Annotated in this window: 13 protein-coding genes; 9 read left to right on the forward strand and 4 right to left on the reverse strand. The window is 69.7% G+C overall.

From position 1 onward, the window contains the following. Positions 1-19 precede the first annotated feature (19 nt). The 6 genes from WME83_RS51720 (at position 20) to WME83_RS51745 (ending at position 5,535) form a co-directional block, all read left to right on the forward strand. A complete protein-coding gene (locus WME83_RS51720) occupies positions 20-409 on the forward strand; it encodes a PAAR domain-containing protein (RefSeq protein ID WP_437317092.1) in 390 nt (129 codons plus the stop codon). After that, the gene (locus tag WME83_RS51725; RefSeq protein ID WP_437317093.1) at positions 409-1,338 is read left to right on the forward strand and encodes a DUF4123 domain-containing protein; all 930 of its coding nucleotides are present in this window, start codon (positions 409-411) and stop codon (positions 1,336-1,338) included. Before WME83_RS51720 ends, WME83_RS51725 begins: the two co-directional genes overlap by 1 nt. A 3-nt stretch (positions 1,339-1,341) precedes the next feature. Continuing rightward, positions 1,342-3,399, forward strand: a complete 2,058-nt coding sequence (locus tag WME83_RS51730; RefSeq protein ID WP_437317094.1) for a type VI secretion system Vgr family protein — start codon at positions 1,342-1,344, stop codon at positions 3,397-3,399. Next, positions 3,400-3,627 carry a hypothetical protein gene (locus tag WME83_RS51735; protein ID WP_437317095.1) on the forward strand — a complete coding sequence of 76 codons (228 nt, stop codon included), beginning with the start codon at positions 3,400-3,402 and terminating at the stop codon, positions 3,625-3,627. A 390-nt stretch (positions 3,628-4,017) separates the two neighbouring features. Further along, entirely contained in the window at positions 4,018-4,941 is a 924-nt protein-coding gene (locus WME83_RS51740) for a hypothetical protein (protein WP_437317096.1), read from the forward strand. 96 nt (positions 4,942-5,037) lie between these two features. Continuing rightward, positions 5,038-5,535 (forward strand): hypothetical protein, encoded by a 498-nt coding sequence (locus WME83_RS51745; protein WP_437317097.1) that lies wholly within the window; start codon positions 5,038-5,040, stop codon positions 5,533-5,535. Between the two features lie 294 nt (positions 5,536-5,829). On the opposite strand, the gene WME83_RS51750 is transcribed toward WME83_RS51745, so the two are convergent. Beyond that, complete coding sequence (locus WME83_RS51750) at positions 5,830-6,453, reverse strand: hypothetical protein (protein WP_437317098.1); 624 nt, start codon at positions 6,451-6,453, stop codon at positions 5,830-5,832. Positions 6,454-6,568: 115 nt separating this feature from the next. On the opposite strand from WME83_RS51750, the gene WME83_RS51755 reads away from it, so the two are divergent. Further along, positions 6,569-7,276: a TetR/AcrR family transcriptional regulator gene (locus WME83_RS51755; protein ID WP_437317099.1), complete on the forward strand. Its 708-nt coding sequence runs from the start codon at positions 6,569-6,571 to the stop codon at positions 7,274-7,276. A gap of 157 nt (positions 7,277-7,433) precedes the next feature. Here the strand turns inward: WME83_RS51755 and hisN are convergent, their stop codons facing one another. Further along, complete coding sequence (gene hisN / locus WME83_RS51760; protein ID WP_437317100.1) at positions 7,434-8,231, reverse strand: histidinol-phosphatase; 798 nt, start codon at positions 8,229-8,231, stop codon at positions 7,434-7,436. A gap of 96 nt (positions 8,232-8,327) precedes the next feature. Beyond that, entirely contained in the window at positions 8,328-9,356 is a 1,029-nt protein-coding gene (locus tag WME83_RS51765) for an alpha/beta hydrolase (RefSeq protein WP_437317101.1), read from the reverse strand. Between the two features lie 101 nt (positions 9,357-9,457). Here WME83_RS51765 and WME83_RS51770 point away from each other — a divergent pair, with 101 nt between their 5' ends. Then, entirely contained in the window at positions 9,458-10,459 is a 1,002-nt protein-coding gene (locus WME83_RS51770; RefSeq protein ID WP_437317102.1) for an AraC family transcriptional regulator ligand-binding domain-containing protein, read from the forward strand. A gap of 93 nt (positions 10,460-10,552) precedes the next feature. Here the strand turns inward: WME83_RS51770 and WME83_RS51775 are convergent, their stop codons facing one another. Further along, positions 10,553-11,578 carry a hypothetical protein gene (locus tag WME83_RS51775; protein WP_437317103.1) on the reverse strand — a complete coding sequence of 342 codons (1,026 nt, stop codon included), beginning with the start codon at positions 11,576-11,578 and terminating at the stop codon, positions 10,553-10,555. Positions 11,579-12,052: 474 nt separating this feature from the next. Between WME83_RS51775 and htpG the strand changes: the two genes are divergently transcribed. Next, a complete protein-coding gene (htpG, locus tag WME83_RS51780) occupies positions 12,053-14,044 on the forward strand; it encodes a molecular chaperone HtpG (protein ID WP_437317104.1) in 1,992 nt (663 codons plus the stop codon). Positions 14,045-14,059 lie beyond the last annotated feature (15 nt).

Below are 14,059 nucleotides of genomic sequence, written 5' to 3' on the forward strand. Positions count from 1 at the left end.
AGAGGAGAGGAGTGGAGAGATGCCTCCGGCAGCACGCATCACCGACCTGCACACGTGCCCGAAGGTCGAGCCCGGACCGGTCCCGCACGTCGGCGGTCCGGTCCTGAGCGGGGAGGGGACCGTCCTGATCGGCTTCCAGCCCGCCGCGCGCGTCGGCGACAGCGCCCAGTGCGTCCCCGCGATCGACAGCATCTCGGCGGGCGAGCCCACGGTGATCATCGGCCACAAGGATGCGGCGCGCATGGGGGATCCTACGTCGCACGGCGGGGTGATCGTGAAGGGGTGTCCGACGGTGCTCATCGGCTCGAACCCTCAGGCGGAGACCTTGAGGACGGAGAAACCGTTCTGCGAGGACTGCGAGCGCAAGCGCAAGGAGCGCGAGGCGCGCCGCAAACGGGGGGAGCGCTGATGCCGGCGCCGCGCTGCATCGTCGAGGTCCGGTGGGGGAAGCTCGCGGGCACGAAGGTCGCCATCGACCCCGGCGATACGCTGCGGGTCGGGCGCGGGGACATGGCGCAGCTCGCGGTGCGGCACGACCCGAGGCTCTCGGCGGTGCATTTCGAGCTCGCCTGGGACGGCGCGCGCTGCACGCTCCGGGACCTGCGGAGCGCGACGGGTACGCAGCTCAATGGCGAGCCGGTGGCCGAAGCCGAGGTGGAGCACGGCGCCTGGATCCGCGCTGGCGAAGCCGATTTCATGGTCTATTTCGAGGCCCATACGCCGCCGCCGGACGGGGACGAGGACGAGGTCGACGAGGACGAGCGGCGCCGTCGATCGACGCGCCAGAGGCTCGCGGAGCGAGCGCTGGAGACGCTGCGTGACGCCTCCTCGCGCGTTCCTCTGTACGCGGTCCTCGACGCCGCCCGTGACGACCGGATCCTGGAGCTCTTGCGAGAGTCGGTGGAGCGTCACCAGTCGCTCTACGAGGGGCCCCCCGGCGAACCGCTGGAGGACGTGGCGCCCTACCTGGCCGGCCCGATGGATCCGAGCTCGACGCTGCTGTCGCGGCTGGTGCTCGAGGGCTGGGGGAGGCGCTGGGGGATCTACTGCACGAGCCGAGAGCCGTTTCGTGAGGTCCGACGGCACTTCCGGCGGTTCCTGATGGTGGAGCTGGAGACGTCGGGCGAGCGTGTCTACTTCAGGTTTTACGATCCCGGCGTGATGAGCGTCTTCGCTCCCACGTGCACGCCGCTGCAGATCGACGAGATGCTGGGCGCCCATGAGCGCATCCTCTACGAGGTCCCCGATCACGGCCTCGCGAGCATCGACGCCGAGCTCGCGACGGCCAAGCGACTCGCCAGGGCGTCGGAGACGGCGGATGCGCCGTCCGAGGGATGACAGATGCCCACCCTGAAGCTGACCCTCTTTTCCGGAGAAGACTCGCTGGTCGTGCATCGGTTTGCGGTCCACGAGGCCATCTCGATGCCGTTCTCGATCTCGGTCTGGGCCCGCTCGCCGGATCCAGCCATGGACCTCGGGGCCATCGTCGGCCGCCCGGGGACCTTCCACGCCGACGCCGGCTACGGCTTCGCGCACCGGCCGGGCGGCCGCACGTGGAGCGGCCTTGTGAGCCGCGCCGAGCAGGTCCACGCCGTCAAGACCGCGGCCGGTCAGCAGAACGTCTCCACGTACCATTTCCGCCTGGTCCCGACCCTCTGGCAGCTCACGCAGCGGCGCAATCAGCGCATTTACCAGCACCTCTCCATCCCCGACATCATCGACCGCCTCCTCGGCGAGTGGCGTATTCAGCCGGTGTGGCGGATCGATCGCCGGCGCTATCCGAAGCTTGAATACAAGGTTCAGTACGCCGAGACCGATTACCTGTTCCTGAGCCGCCTGCTCGAGGAAGCGGGGATCGCCTTCACGTTTGCGGACGACGAGGGGCACGCCGCCGCGCCGATCTTCAGCGACCGCCTGGAGGCGACCTCACCCCGGTCGGCGTCCCCGCTCCTCTATATTGGCGACGTGAGCGAGGGCGCCGAACGGGAATTCGTTACTGGCGTGCGTCTCAGCCGTGAAGTGCGTCCTGGTACGGTGAGCGTACGGGACCATGACTTTCGACGTCCGACGTTTCCGCTGGCGGCGAGCGCCCGGACGGCCTCTGCGGAGGATCGCTGCGAGCAGTACCGGTACCGGCCCGGCGCGTTTCTCGTGGAGACCGGCAAGCCAGCCGGCAGCCCGGTCGCCGACGACCAGGGGTTCGCCCGCCATGACTCCGGATATGGAGACGAGCTCGTACATCGCGAGCTCCACGGCGAGCGCGTGGGCGTCCACGGTATCGCGTATGAAACGAACGCCTTCGACGTCGTCCCGGGCGTCGTCTTCTCGGTCGACAGCCACCCGCATCCCGAGCTGCCCGCGGCCCGCAAGCTCCTCGTCGTCGAGAGCTCGTTCGAGGGTACGCCTGACGGCGAGTGGACGCTCTCCGGGCAGGCGGTCTTTGCCGATTCACCGTATCGCCCGCCGCGGCGCGCTCCGAAGCCGGTCGTCCATGGCTTCCAGAGCGCCGTGGTCGTGGGGCCGTCTGGCCAGGAGATCCACACGGACGAGTTCGGCCGCGTCCGCGTCCAGCTCGCGTGGGATCGAGAAGGGCAGAAGGACGAGCACAGCTCCTGCTGGATGCGCGTGCATCAAGGATGGGGTGGCGCCGGTTGGGGCATGCTCACGCTTCCGCGCATTGGACAGGAGGTCCTCGTCACGTTCCTTCAGGGCGACCCCGATCAGCCCGTTGTCGTCGGCCGCACCTACAACGCCGTCCAGAGCGCCCCGTACGCCCTGCCCGAGCACCGTACCCGGAGCACCTGGAAGAGCGACTCCTCGCCGGGCGCGGGCGGGTTCAACGAGGTGATGTTCGAGGACCTGAAGGGCAAGGAGCTCGTCTGGCAGCAGGCGCAGAAAGACCGGAAGCGGCTGGTGAAGAACGACGAGCAGAGCACGGTGGGTCATGACCGGCAGAAGCTCGTCAAGAACGATGAGTCCGAGCGGATCGACGGCTACGTCAAGCGATCGGTGAGCAAGGACGTGGATGCCGTCACGAAGGGCGACAGGCGGGAGCGGATCGAGGGGAGCTGCCACCTGGAGGTGCGCGCGAGCTACCGGGAGGAGGTTCGAGGGACGCAGTCGCGGACCGTCGAGCAAGGTCAACAGGAGCGCGTCGGCGGTCGTTACGCGCTGCGCGCGGCGAAGAAGATCCACGTCGTCGGTGAGGACGTCGTGGGGCAAGGCGCGGACGACGTGACGATCCGCGGACCGGGCGGGTTCATCCGGCTGGATGCGGCGGGGGTCACGATCAAGGGGACGCTCGTCAAGATCAACGTGAGCGGCTCACCCGGGAAGGGCGGGGGAGCGCACCCGGGGGAGCCGGAGGAGCCGGTGGGGGTGGACGCCGAGGATACGTGAGTGGAGATCGCGCTCTTCGGGGAGAACGCTCCGCAACGACCTGTCCCCTTCGAGCGCTATGTCGCCGATTTTGCCGATGGGACGGTGCATGAGGGCAAGCTAGAGTCCCATACGGACTTCGCGGGAGAGATTGCGCTCTGCGCGCCCCGGATCAGCAATGGTACGGTCGACGCGATCGAGATCTGGGATTCTAGAGAGCCGGCAGTCGTTGTTGTCTCGGATTTGTGATGGTTCTATTGAAGTCGAGTTCTATGTTCATCATACGTGAGGAACAAATTCGAGCTTACGAGAATGCCCTGTGGCGCGACTTCGAAGCTAAAGTGGTCAAACACCTGATTGCACGGTTTGGCGCCGCGGAGGACAGTCGGCTACGAGGGATCATCCGGGAGGGAGTCAAGAGCGCAGCGAGCTACGATGTTGTGAACGAATCTGATGTGTGTCGGTTTCTGGAATTTGTCATGGAGTACGGTCCGCTCTTTCATCACACTCAGTGGGCATCAAAGATCCTTCGACGTGTAGGACGTTCTGGGACGAGAAAAATGGATGATTTGGATGCATATACTACGCTTGTTCTGAGGTCGTAGCGCCATGGCGGAGCGGGCGAGGCGACCTCTAAACGTGGCGGCGCTGAGGGCGGCTGATGAAGGACTGTATGCGCGGCATGCCGGTGATCCGAGACCCAACTTGTTGTACGACGAGTTCGGCAGCCGGATAGCGTTAGATCCAGACGACCCGCGCCAGGCAGAACTGCGTGCCGAGTGGATGCGACTGTATGCTGCCAATGGCGGGATCACGGAGGATGTTACATCTCCACCGGCGAACCCGTTGGGGTGTGTGACGTCTCCCTGCGTGCAGGAGTTGGCATCTCTGACTGTGATAGTGCTGTATAACCCAGTTCCAACGCACGTGAGAGGTGCGATGGTAGAGCTCAGGGGTCCTACTCCGAAGAAGGAGCTGACGGACACCGGTATCGTGGTCTTTTCGGATCTCGTTCCGGGTGACTATGAGATCGGTGTCGTCTACGGTAAAACAAATATTTTTGTGGATAAATCTCTGACATTTGTTGGCAGCGCCGCCTGGGCGGTAAATGCTGAAAGACACCCGTATCCGATTGGTGCGAATAAGTGCAATTTGTTTGTTTACGAGACGGCAAACTGGTCAGGTTACAGCGTTCCTAGGAGAACTCGTTTCAGTATGAGTCGACTCGAAACGGTTTGGTACCCTCCGCTGGCTGGGGAGTGGGCCAATGATCGCGAAGTTATTGGCTCCTGGGTCAGTGTCAGCGAATTCGTTGCAGAGCCCGGTGACATGGTGGCTGAAGCGGTCAACTACTCAGATGCAACAGGGCACGTTGGGTTGGTCGCGTACCCGAAGGCGAGCTCCGCGAGTGTTGTGCTTGCGTCGGGGAACCATTCTGTGCAAACGGTTAGTATGGACCGACAATGTATATCGGCGGCGAGTGATTATGTGCTTCTGAACGATTACTTCTGGAGCGGTCGTCGACACGGAACTCCTCACTTTAAACGATACGGTTCGAGGTGATTGTAGGTGGCGCTTACACTCGGTCGAACGGGAGCTCTTTTGGCGCTACTCCTGGTCGGATGCTCAGAGCCACAGCAAGTTATGGCAGGTAAAGGAATGAAAACGCCGGTCAGCCTGGAAGTGCGCGTGGCGGAGGTCGGGGGGTTGGTGAAGGATCTGTCAACCACTCCGGACGGGTTATTTCGTTACAGTGAATTTTTGGAGATTTACGAAGCCCCAGACAGCTTCGCGAGCGCAGCTGCAGCGCTCTATGCGGACCCAAGGCAGTCCTTGCTTCACAAGGAGATCACGGGGTACGCAATGCAGCGTCTCGCGCTGCCGCAGTTTGTTAAACTGGTGGTATCAGTGGCAGATTTGGTCGAGGAGGAGCGGGTTCCTGAGCGTTTGTTGGACAAATTGGCGTTTCCGCCTTTCAACTGGGGCGCCAAGTTGGTGTTGAATTACCAGAGCGCTGAAGTGCGACAGGTGCTTGAGCGGCTAGCCGCGCTCTCGCTATTGAGTGAAAGTCGGCGACAGTACATCCGAAAGAGCGTATTGTCTGGGAAGGCGCGGCAAGACTACCTAGAGATGAAAGAGGCAGGTCAGATTCCTTGATTTGTGCGGCTGCGCTGACGTCCTCGCGACCGGCTTGTCGCGAAGGCTGCTACCGGCAACAAGGGTCCCAAACTCCAGAAAGAGCGTTCGTCGTCAGTGCTGGTAGGAGGCGTCAAGCCACAAGAAGAGAGCTCGGGCTCCTTCAGCAGCCTGCAACGTTACGGAGTTTCCAAACTCGTCGCAACGCATCGGCGTGCGCGGCTCGCGGCGGTCGGCCCTGTTGTGTTCACGCTGGACGCTGGCGGGAGCGTGCGTTGCGGCCGGCGGAGGCTGCCGGCGCGCCCGCTCTGTCGCTCAAGCTTCGGCGCCCGCGGCGCGCCGCGCGCGGTGCCGGCGCAGCGCGAGGCTCACGAGCCCGATCGGCGTCACGATCAGCACGAGCGCGAGCCCCGCGACGCCCACCGCGAGCCCCCCGAGGGTCGCGAGCGCCAGCCAGAGCGCGTCGCTCACCGTCGGGCCGGACAACGGCGCCTCCACGCGCATCTCCCTGCGCAGCTCGCCGACCTCTCGATCGAGCAGCGCCTCGAACGGTCGCCCGTACAGGCTCTCGCCGCGGCGGCCGCGGAGGAACGCGCGCACCGTCCGGCGCGGGGCCGAGAGCAGCCCGGCGAAGAGGCCGCCCAGGTTGAGCTGCCACGCCGCGACGAAGTCCTTGCAGCCGGCGCCGAGCTCCCAGGCCGAGATCTCGAACTCGCCGATCGTGTTCGTGTCGTAGCCCGTGAGCACGTGGTGCAGGTCGTGGTACCGGACAGCGCGCACGCGCGCCCGGGTGTTCGGGAACGGGACGGGCAGGGGGCCGAGCTTGAAGTCGACCCACGCGTCCCCGTACCCGCCGTCCGCGCCGAACCCGTTCACCTCGAAGTAGATCGCCCGCGCCTCCCGCATCGTGAGGCCCTCGTCGTAATGCACCAGCGCCATGGCACCACCCTCAGTTGATGACTATGGTCACTGACCATGGTCATTCTTCGAGCCCGCCCTGTCAAGTCCACCTGGCTTGACTCGTCAAGGCGTGCGGAAGCACAGTGCGCGAACGATGAGTAGGGTCAGTAAAAACGCGGCGAAGCGCCGGAAGGGAGCCGCGTCGCCGGCGGGGTCGGGCGCGCCGGACGCACCGGCGGGGACGGGCGCGCCGGCGCCCGAGCGCGGCGGCCGCGCCCAGCAGAAGCTCGACACCCGCCGCCGCATCCGGGACGCGGCGTGGGCGCTCTTCACCGAGCTCGGGTACGACGGCACGACGACCAAGGCGGTGGCGGAGCGCGCCGAGGTCGCGGCGGGGACGGTGTTCGTCCACGCGCGCGACAAGGCCGACCTGCTCATGATGGTGATGCACGACCGGCTCGCGGCCGTGGTCGACGCGGCGTTCGAGACGCTGCCGCGCAAAGACCCCCTGCTCCCCCAGCTGCTCCACGTGTTCCAGCAGCTGTTCGCGATGTACGGCGAGCAGCCGCTCGTGTCGCAGGCGTTCGTGAAGGCCTTCCCCGGCGCGTCGGGCCCGAACGGCGAGCGGCTCAACGCCCTCACCTTCGCGTTCCTGCACCGCATCGCGGGCCTCGTGCGCGACGCCCAGGCGCGCGGCGAGGTGGGCGGCGACATCGACCCGCTCGCCGCGGCGCACAACATCTTCGCCCTCTACTTCGCGGCGCTCCTGTCCTGGCTCAGCGGCTTCGCGACGCTCGGCGCGGCGCTCGATCCGGTGCTGAAGAGCTCCCTCGCCCTCCAGTACCGGGGGCTCCGGGCGTGAGGCCTGGGCCAGGCGCGCCCCGGCCCCGCCGGCGCGCCCCGGCCCCGCCCGCGCTCCCGCGGCTCCGCCGGCGCCCCCGCGGCTCCGCCGGCGCCCCCGCGGCCCCGCCCTCGCCGCCAGCGCCCTCGCCGCCGCCCGTCACCGAGGCGCGCCGGCGTCAGCGCGCCTCGCGCTCGGCGAGGCCGGCGCGGAGCGCGGCGAGCACCTCGGCGTGGGCGCGCGGATCGCCGGCGGCCACCACGTCGCCGGCGCTCGCGGCGTCGAGCGGGCGACCCTCCCAGTCCGTCATGAGCCCGCCCGCGCCGGCGATCACGGGGACGAGCGCCGCGAAGTCGTGGAGCTTGAGCCCGTGCTCGACGACCACGTCGATGCTGCCGCTCGCCACGAGGCCGTACTGGTAGCAGTCGCCGCCGTAGCTCAGGAGCTTGGCCCGCGACGCGACCGCGCCGAAGGCGCGCGCCGCCGCCGGCGGGAAGTACTGCGGGCCCGTGGTGGAGAGGCGCGCCAGCGAGAGCCCCGCGCAGGCGCGGACGCGCGCCGGGCTGCCGTTCCAGAGCGTCGGCCGGCCCAGGGCGCCGACCCAGCGATCGCCGAGGACGGGCTGGTCGATGACGCCGAGCACCGGCCTCCCCCGGTGCAGCAGGGCGATGAGCGTGCCGAAGAGCGGCTTGCCCGTGATGAACGCCTTCGTGCCGTCGATGGGATCGAGCACCCACACGTGCTCCGCCCCCTCGTTCTCGCGGCCGAGCTCCTCCCCCACGATCCCGTGGCCCGGCGCGCGCGCCGCGAGCAGCTCCCGGATCGCCGCCTCGGCCTCGCGGTCCGCGACCGTGACCGGGCTCGCGTCGGCCTTGTCGTCGGCCTCGATGCCCTTGCGGAAATACCGCCGGATCACCGCGCCGCTCGCGTCCGCCAGCCGCTCGGCCAGGTCGACAAGGTCTTGGGAAGGCGTCATCGTCTCCGTCCTCCTCGAGGTCCCCGCGGAGCGCGCCCCGCGGGCCCGATCCAGTACGCGCTGCGCGCGCGCACCGCAACGGCCGCGGAGCGCGGCTCAGGCCCGCCGCGCGGTCGCCGCCTCGCCCGGGCGGCGGGGCGGCGCCGGCGGATGCGGCGCGCGCGCGGGCTCGGACAGGCGCGCGCGCAGGTACGACCCCAGGGTCTCCGCGCCCCGGGCGCCTTCCGGGTGGACCTCCGCCAGGACCGGCCCGTTGTGCGGCATGTCGCGCAGCACGTCGAGCGTGACGTCGACGCCCGCCGCGCGGGCGCGCCGCGCGAGCTCGAGGCCCTCGTCCCGGAGGCGCTCGGCGTCGCCGACCTGGACGAACAGCGGACCCAGGCCGTCGAGGCGCGCGTGCAGGGGGGACAGCCGGGGGTCGTCGAGCGGGATCGCGCCGGCGAAGTCGCGCGCCTGGCGCACGAGCCCCTCCCGGGTGCCGTAGTCGGTGGGGTCGTTCTCGCGCGTCGAGGCGCTGCTCGCGGTGAGATCGAGCCAGGGGGAGATGAGCGCGGCGCAGCGCGCCTGCTCGCCGCGATCGCGCAGCGCGAGCTGGGCGACGAGCGCGAGGTTGCCGCCGGCGGAGTCGCCGGCGAGCGCGATCTCGCCCGGCGCGTGGCCCCGCTCGACCAGCGCGCCGAAGGCGGCGAGCGCGTCCTCGAGCTGGGCGGGATACCGATGCTCCGGCGCCAGCCGGTAATCGATCCCCACGACGCGCGCGCCGCTCGAGAGCGCGAGCCGCGCCATGAGATCCGCGTGGGTCTTCGTGGATCCGAACAGGTACGAGCCCCCGTGGAGGTAGAGGACCACGCCTCGATCCATCGCGCCCGGCGGCTCGAACCACACGGCGCGCACGCCCCCGAGGACGTCGGCCGTGCGCTCGACGCGCCGGACGGCCTTGTCGGGAGAGAAGCGCGCGTCCAGATCGGCCCGGACCTTCGGATACGGCCAGTCGAGCATGTCGATGAAGTCGCGGCGGAGCGCCCGGACCACCCACTCGCAGCCGAAGCCCCAGGTCGGCCGGGCGGGGCCGCGGCGGGCGCGCTCGACGGCCGTCTCCACGAATGCGAGACTGAAAATCTTCATGAGACGCAGCACCATGGCGAGGAACCTAGCCCACGCCCCCTCCGGGCGCGGCGGCCGGACACGCCAGATCGCGCGGCCTCGCGCGCCATCCCGATCGTCCCATGAAGCCGCGCGGTAGCAGCGGCGCCGGCATCTCGGGCGCGATGGCCCTGCGCCTCGTGCGGTTCTTCGCGGACCGCGCGATGGACACGGCGCCGCTCCTCGACGTGCTCGGCGCCACCGAGGGCGAGCTCCGGCGTCCCACCTGCCGCGTCCCCTACGCCGCGCTCGATCGGGCCGTCGAGGCCGCGGCCTCGCGCGTCGGGGCGGCGGGCCTCGGGGCCGCGCTGGCGCGCGTGCGGGACGAGGACACGTACGGCGTCGCCGCGCTCCTGCTGCTCGCGGGGCCCTCGTTCCGCGACGGGCTCGCGCGCGCCGTCGCCTACCAGCGCGTGTGGGGCGACGGCGAGCGCTTCGCCCTGAGCGCGCTCCGCGGCGGGCTCGCCGTCCGCTTCGAGCACCCGGGGCGGAGCGCCCTGGCGCGCGCGGTGCTGGCCGAGTGCGCGCTCGTGGAGATCGCCGACGCGGTGCGGCTGCTCACCGGCGAGCCCGCGGAGGGCCACGCCGCGCGGCTCCGGCACGGCCGGCTCGGCCCCGACGACGCGCTGCGCGCGGCGCTCGGCGTCGCGCCGGCGTACGGCTGCGCCGAGAACGCGCTCGCCCTGCCGGCGGAGGTGGCGGGGCGCCCGGTCGCGGCGCCGCCGGAGCTCCTGGGGCGCGCGCTCGAGCGGATCGCCCTCACGGCCGTCGCCGCGCTCCCCGCCTCCGCGTCGCTCGCCGACCGCATCGCCTCGATGCTCCGCGCCGAGCTCGACGTCGCCGCCCCGCGGCTCGAGAGCGTGGCGCGGCGGCTCCACATGAGCGTCCGCACGCTGCAGCGAAGGCTGCAGCGCGAGGGGACGAGCTTTCACGATCTCGTCGATCGAGAGCGCCGCGCGCGCGCCATCGACCTGATCGATCGCGGGGCGAGCGCCAAGGAGGCGGCGCTGCTCGTCGGCTTCGCCGAGCCGGGCAGCCTCGCGCGCGCCCGCAAGCGCTGGAGCGCTGGCGCGCGCGAGGCGTGAGCGGCGGCGCCGCGTCGACGAAAGGGGCGGCGCCGCGTCAGCGCCGGAGGCGGCGTCCGGTGGCGCCGTGTCAGCGCGCGGGGCGGCGCCGCGTCAGCGCCGCTTCCGCGGATCGCCCCGGAGGATGGGATACGCCATCAGGAGGCTCAGCCACACGACCAGGAACTTCGGATCGGCCAGCGTCTCGATCGGGATCTCGAAGCGATCGTTCGCGGCCTCCACCTTGCGCTGCTGCGCCTGCGCCGTCGCGGGGCTCACGACCTCGGGCAGCCGCCTCCCGCCGGTCTCGACGCTCGTGCCGCCCGCCGCGGGCAGCTTCGGCAGCAGCGCGCCCTCGGCCGCCAGCGCCTGCTCCTCGGGCGTCCGCCGCGTCGAGAGATCCGGATCGACGATCACCGCCGCCGGCTCGAGCGCCTCCGAGCCCTCGCCGCCGCGAGGCTCCGCGGTCGCGATCCGCTCGTCCTGCTCCGGCTCCTCCGGGCGGTCCACCGGGGCGTAGCGCGGCGCGACCTCGCCAGGCCTGCGGGCGCGGAGCTCGACCGTCACCCGGGTCGGGAGGTACACGCGCCGCACCTCCTCCACCGGGACCACGGTGTCCTTCGGCGACGCGGGAGCCCCGGCGAGCTCGGGCACCTTCGCGCGCGCGGCGTCGATCGCCGCCTGCTCCGCGTCGATCGCCGCCTTGCAGCCCGGGAGGGACGGATCGAAGTCGAGGCCGACGGCGCTGGCGCCCCCCTTCCTCGCATCCTGGTTGGCCGTGCACTCCCGGAGCACGCGCTCCGCGACGGCGTCGTCCTCCCGGTGCAGGAGCGCGAGCGCGAGCTCCTTGCGATCGTCGATGCCGTTCGCGACCTCCGGCCGGGCGATGAAGCGGTAGCGCACGCGGAGCGCGAGGTTGCGCTGCCCCGCAGCGTCGACGACGGTCACGGCCTCCTTGAGGAAGCTGTCCGTGGTCGCGCCCTGGACCTCGCGCCGGCTCACCATCACCCGCGACCGCCGCAGCCCGGTGAACACCGAGCGCGTCTGCGCCCGCACGCGCTCGAGGATCTTGAAATCGCTCGTCTCGGTCGGGACGTAGACGTAGCCCTCGAACTGGAGCAGAGCGGGCGGACGCTTCATGTCCTCGTTGCCCGCCGCCTTGCCCCGATCGCCGCACCCCGCGAGCGCCAGCACCCCGATTACCGGGAGAACACGGACTACTGCACGGAGAAGTGCTACCACAACAGATCTCCCCGACGGCGAGGGTGCAACCCGGGTGAATCTAGCGCCGCCGCCCTCCTGACGAAACCCTTACCCTCCGGAAAAACCGAGCGAGGATGCAGGGATCGCGGCCAGCGACCTGAACGTGAGGACCCGGCGCGCAGCGTCCGACCTCGGGTCAGGTCTCTCCCCGTGAACGCGTGAGCCCCCCACCCTGGCAGCGCGCGTCGCCGCGGGTGAGCCGCCATGGCGGCGCGCGTCGCCGCGGGGGAGCGTCGCCGCGGGAGGGCCGAGCATCGAGCGCGGCGATCGCCCCGCGGCGCGGTCCGCGCGTCGCGCTGCAGCGCGGCGGGGGATTGCCCTTTCGAAAATCGGATCCATTTGGTCGCCGAGATGAACACGGAAAGCCAGAACCCCGAAACCAGCGGTGCCGCGCCCTCTGCCGAGCCCTCGGGCGCGGCGCCGGGCCCCCAGCCGCCCGCGTCGACCGCGTCCGAGGAGCCCAAGGCCGCCGGCGCGGTCGAGCTCCCCTTCCAGGCCGAGGTGCAGCAGGTCCTCGCGCTGGTCATCAACTCGCTCTACGCGAACCAGGAGGTCTTCCTGCGCGAGCTCATCTCGAACGCGTCGGACGCCCTCGACAAGGCCCGCTTCCTGGCCCTCACGCGCGAAGGCGTCGCCGAGCAGGTCGGCGAGCCCGCGATCCTCATCACGCTCGACGACGCCGCCCGGACCCTCACCATCGAGGACAACGGCGTCGGGATGACCCGCGACGAGGTGGTGCAGAACCTCGGCACCATCGCCCGCTCGGGGTCGCTGGAGTTCCTGAGGGCCAACGCCGAGGCCGCGATGAAGCAGAAGGAGGGCGGCAAGCTCCAGCTCATCGGCCAGTTCGGCGTCGGCTTCTACGCCGCGTTCATGGTCGCCTCGCGCGTCGACGTGCAGACCCGCTCGATGCTGCCCGGCGCCGAGCCCGTCCTGTGGCGCTCGTCCGGCGCCGGCTCCTTCACCGTGGCGCCGGGCGACCGCGAGCACCCCGGCACGAAGATCGTCCTCCACCTCAAGGACGACGCGCGCGAGTACACGAAGGCGTGGCGGATCAAGGAGATCATCCGCAAGTACTCCGATTTCGTCCATTTCCCCATCAAGGTGAACGACGAGGTCGCGAACCGCTCGGCCGCGCTCTGGACGCTGCCGAAGTCGCAGATCACCGAGGAGCAGCACGCGGAGTTCTTCCGGCACGTGACCGGCGGCTACGAGGGGGAGAAGCCGCTGCTCACGGTGCACCTGTCGATCGACGCGCCGGTGCAGTTCCACGCCCTGCTCTACGTGCCCGAGAAGGCGCCGCCGGACATGTTCCACAAGGACCGCAGGGCGGTGCGCCTCTACGCGAAGCGGGTCCTCATCGTCGAGGACTGCGACAAGCTCACGCCGATGTACCTGCGCTTCCTGCGCGGCGTCGTCGACTCCGAGGATCTGTCGCTGAACGTCTCGCGCGAGATGCTCCAGGAGAACCGCACGCTCTCGCAGATCGAGCAGCAGATCGTCAAGCAGGTGCTCAAGTCGCTGAAGGACCTCTCCGAGTCGGATCCCGAGCGCTACGCGACCTTCTGGAGGGAGTTCGGCCGGGTCGTCAAGGAAGGGGTCACGAACGACTGGAAGAACAAGGACGCGATCGCCGAGCTCTGCCGGTTCGAGTCGATGAACACGGAGGCGGGCAAGCTCATCTCGCTCCGCGACTACGTGGAGAAGATGCCGGAGCAGCAGAAGGAGATCTATTACGTGACCGGCCTCGGCCGCCGCGCGGTCGAGCAGAGCCCGCACCTCGAGGCGTTCCGCAAGCGCGGCTACGACGTGCTGTTCCTCGTGGATCCGGTCGACGAGTGGCTGGTGAAGGCGCTGAACGAGTTCGACAAGCGCCGCCTCAAGAGCGTGACGCACGGCGACGTCGACCTCGGTAACGAGCCGGAGAAGAAGGACCAGCCGGACGAGGCCGTGGACGCCGCCGTGGCGGCGGTCAAGGCGGCGCTCGGCGACCGGGTGAAGGACGTGCGCGTCTCGCGCCGCCTCACCGACAGCGCGAGCTGCCTCGTCGCGGCCGAGGGCGACCCAGGGGCGAACCTCGAGCGGATCATGAAGCTCATCGACCAGAGCACCGAGGAGTCCAAGCGGATCCTGGAGCTCAACCCGAGCCACCCGGTGGTGAAGAACCTCAACATCCTCGCGGGGCGCGAGCCCGACTCCGAGCGGGTGAAGCAGTGGTCCGAGCTCCTCCTCGACCAGGCCCTCCTCGTCGAGGGCGTGGTGCAGGAGCCGGCGAAGCTCGTCCGGCGCATCCAGGACCTGCTCGCGCAGGTCAGCTCGGCCGCGGTCAGCAACCAGGCCTGATCGGCGGGGCGGTTT

Source organism: Sorangium sp. So ce385, assembly GCF_051474135.1.
GTDB lineage: Bacteria > Myxococcota_A > Polyangia > Polyangiales > Polyangiaceae > Sorangium > Sorangium cellulosum_D.

Coding starts and splice junctions, on each gene's coding strand:
- WME83_RS51775 (WP_437317103.1), bottom strand. CDS start 11,578: ATGAAGCGTCCGCCCGCTCTGCTCCAGTTCGAGGGCTACGTCTACGTC.
- WME83_RS51720 (WP_437317092.1), top strand. CDS start 20: ATGCCTCCGGCAGCACGCATCACCGACCTGCACACGTGCCCGAAGGTC.
- hisN (WP_437317100.1), bottom strand. CDS start 8,231: ATGACGCCTTCCCAAGACCTTGTCGACCTGGCCGAGCGGCTGGCGGAC.
- WME83_RS51765 (WP_437317101.1), bottom strand. CDS start 9,356: ATGAAGATTTTCAGTCTCGCATTCGTGGAGACGGCCGTCGAGCGCGCC.
- WME83_RS51725 (WP_437317093.1), top strand. CDS start 409: ATGCCGGCGCCGCGCTGCATCGTCGAGGTCCGGTGGGGGAAGCTCGCG.
- WME83_RS51770 (WP_437317102.1), top strand. CDS start 9,458: ATGAAGCCGCGCGGTAGCAGCGGCGCCGGCATCTCGGGCGCGATGGCC.
- htpG (WP_437317104.1), top strand. CDS start 12,053: ATGAACACGGAAAGCCAGAACCCCGAAACCAGCGGTGCCGCGCCCTCT.
- WME83_RS51745 (WP_437317097.1), top strand. CDS start 5,038: ATGAAAACGCCGGTCAGCCTGGAAGTGCGCGTGGCGGAGGTCGGGGGG.
- WME83_RS51730 (WP_437317094.1), top strand. CDS start 1,342: ATGCCCACCCTGAAGCTGACCCTCTTTTCCGGAGAAGACTCGCTGGTC.
- WME83_RS51755 (WP_437317099.1), top strand. CDS start 6,569: ATGAGTAGGGTCAGTAAAAACGCGGCGAAGCGCCGGAAGGGAGCCGCG.
- WME83_RS51750 (WP_437317098.1), bottom strand. CDS start 6,453: ATGGCGCTGGTGCATTACGACGAGGGCCTCACGATGCGGGAGGCGCGG.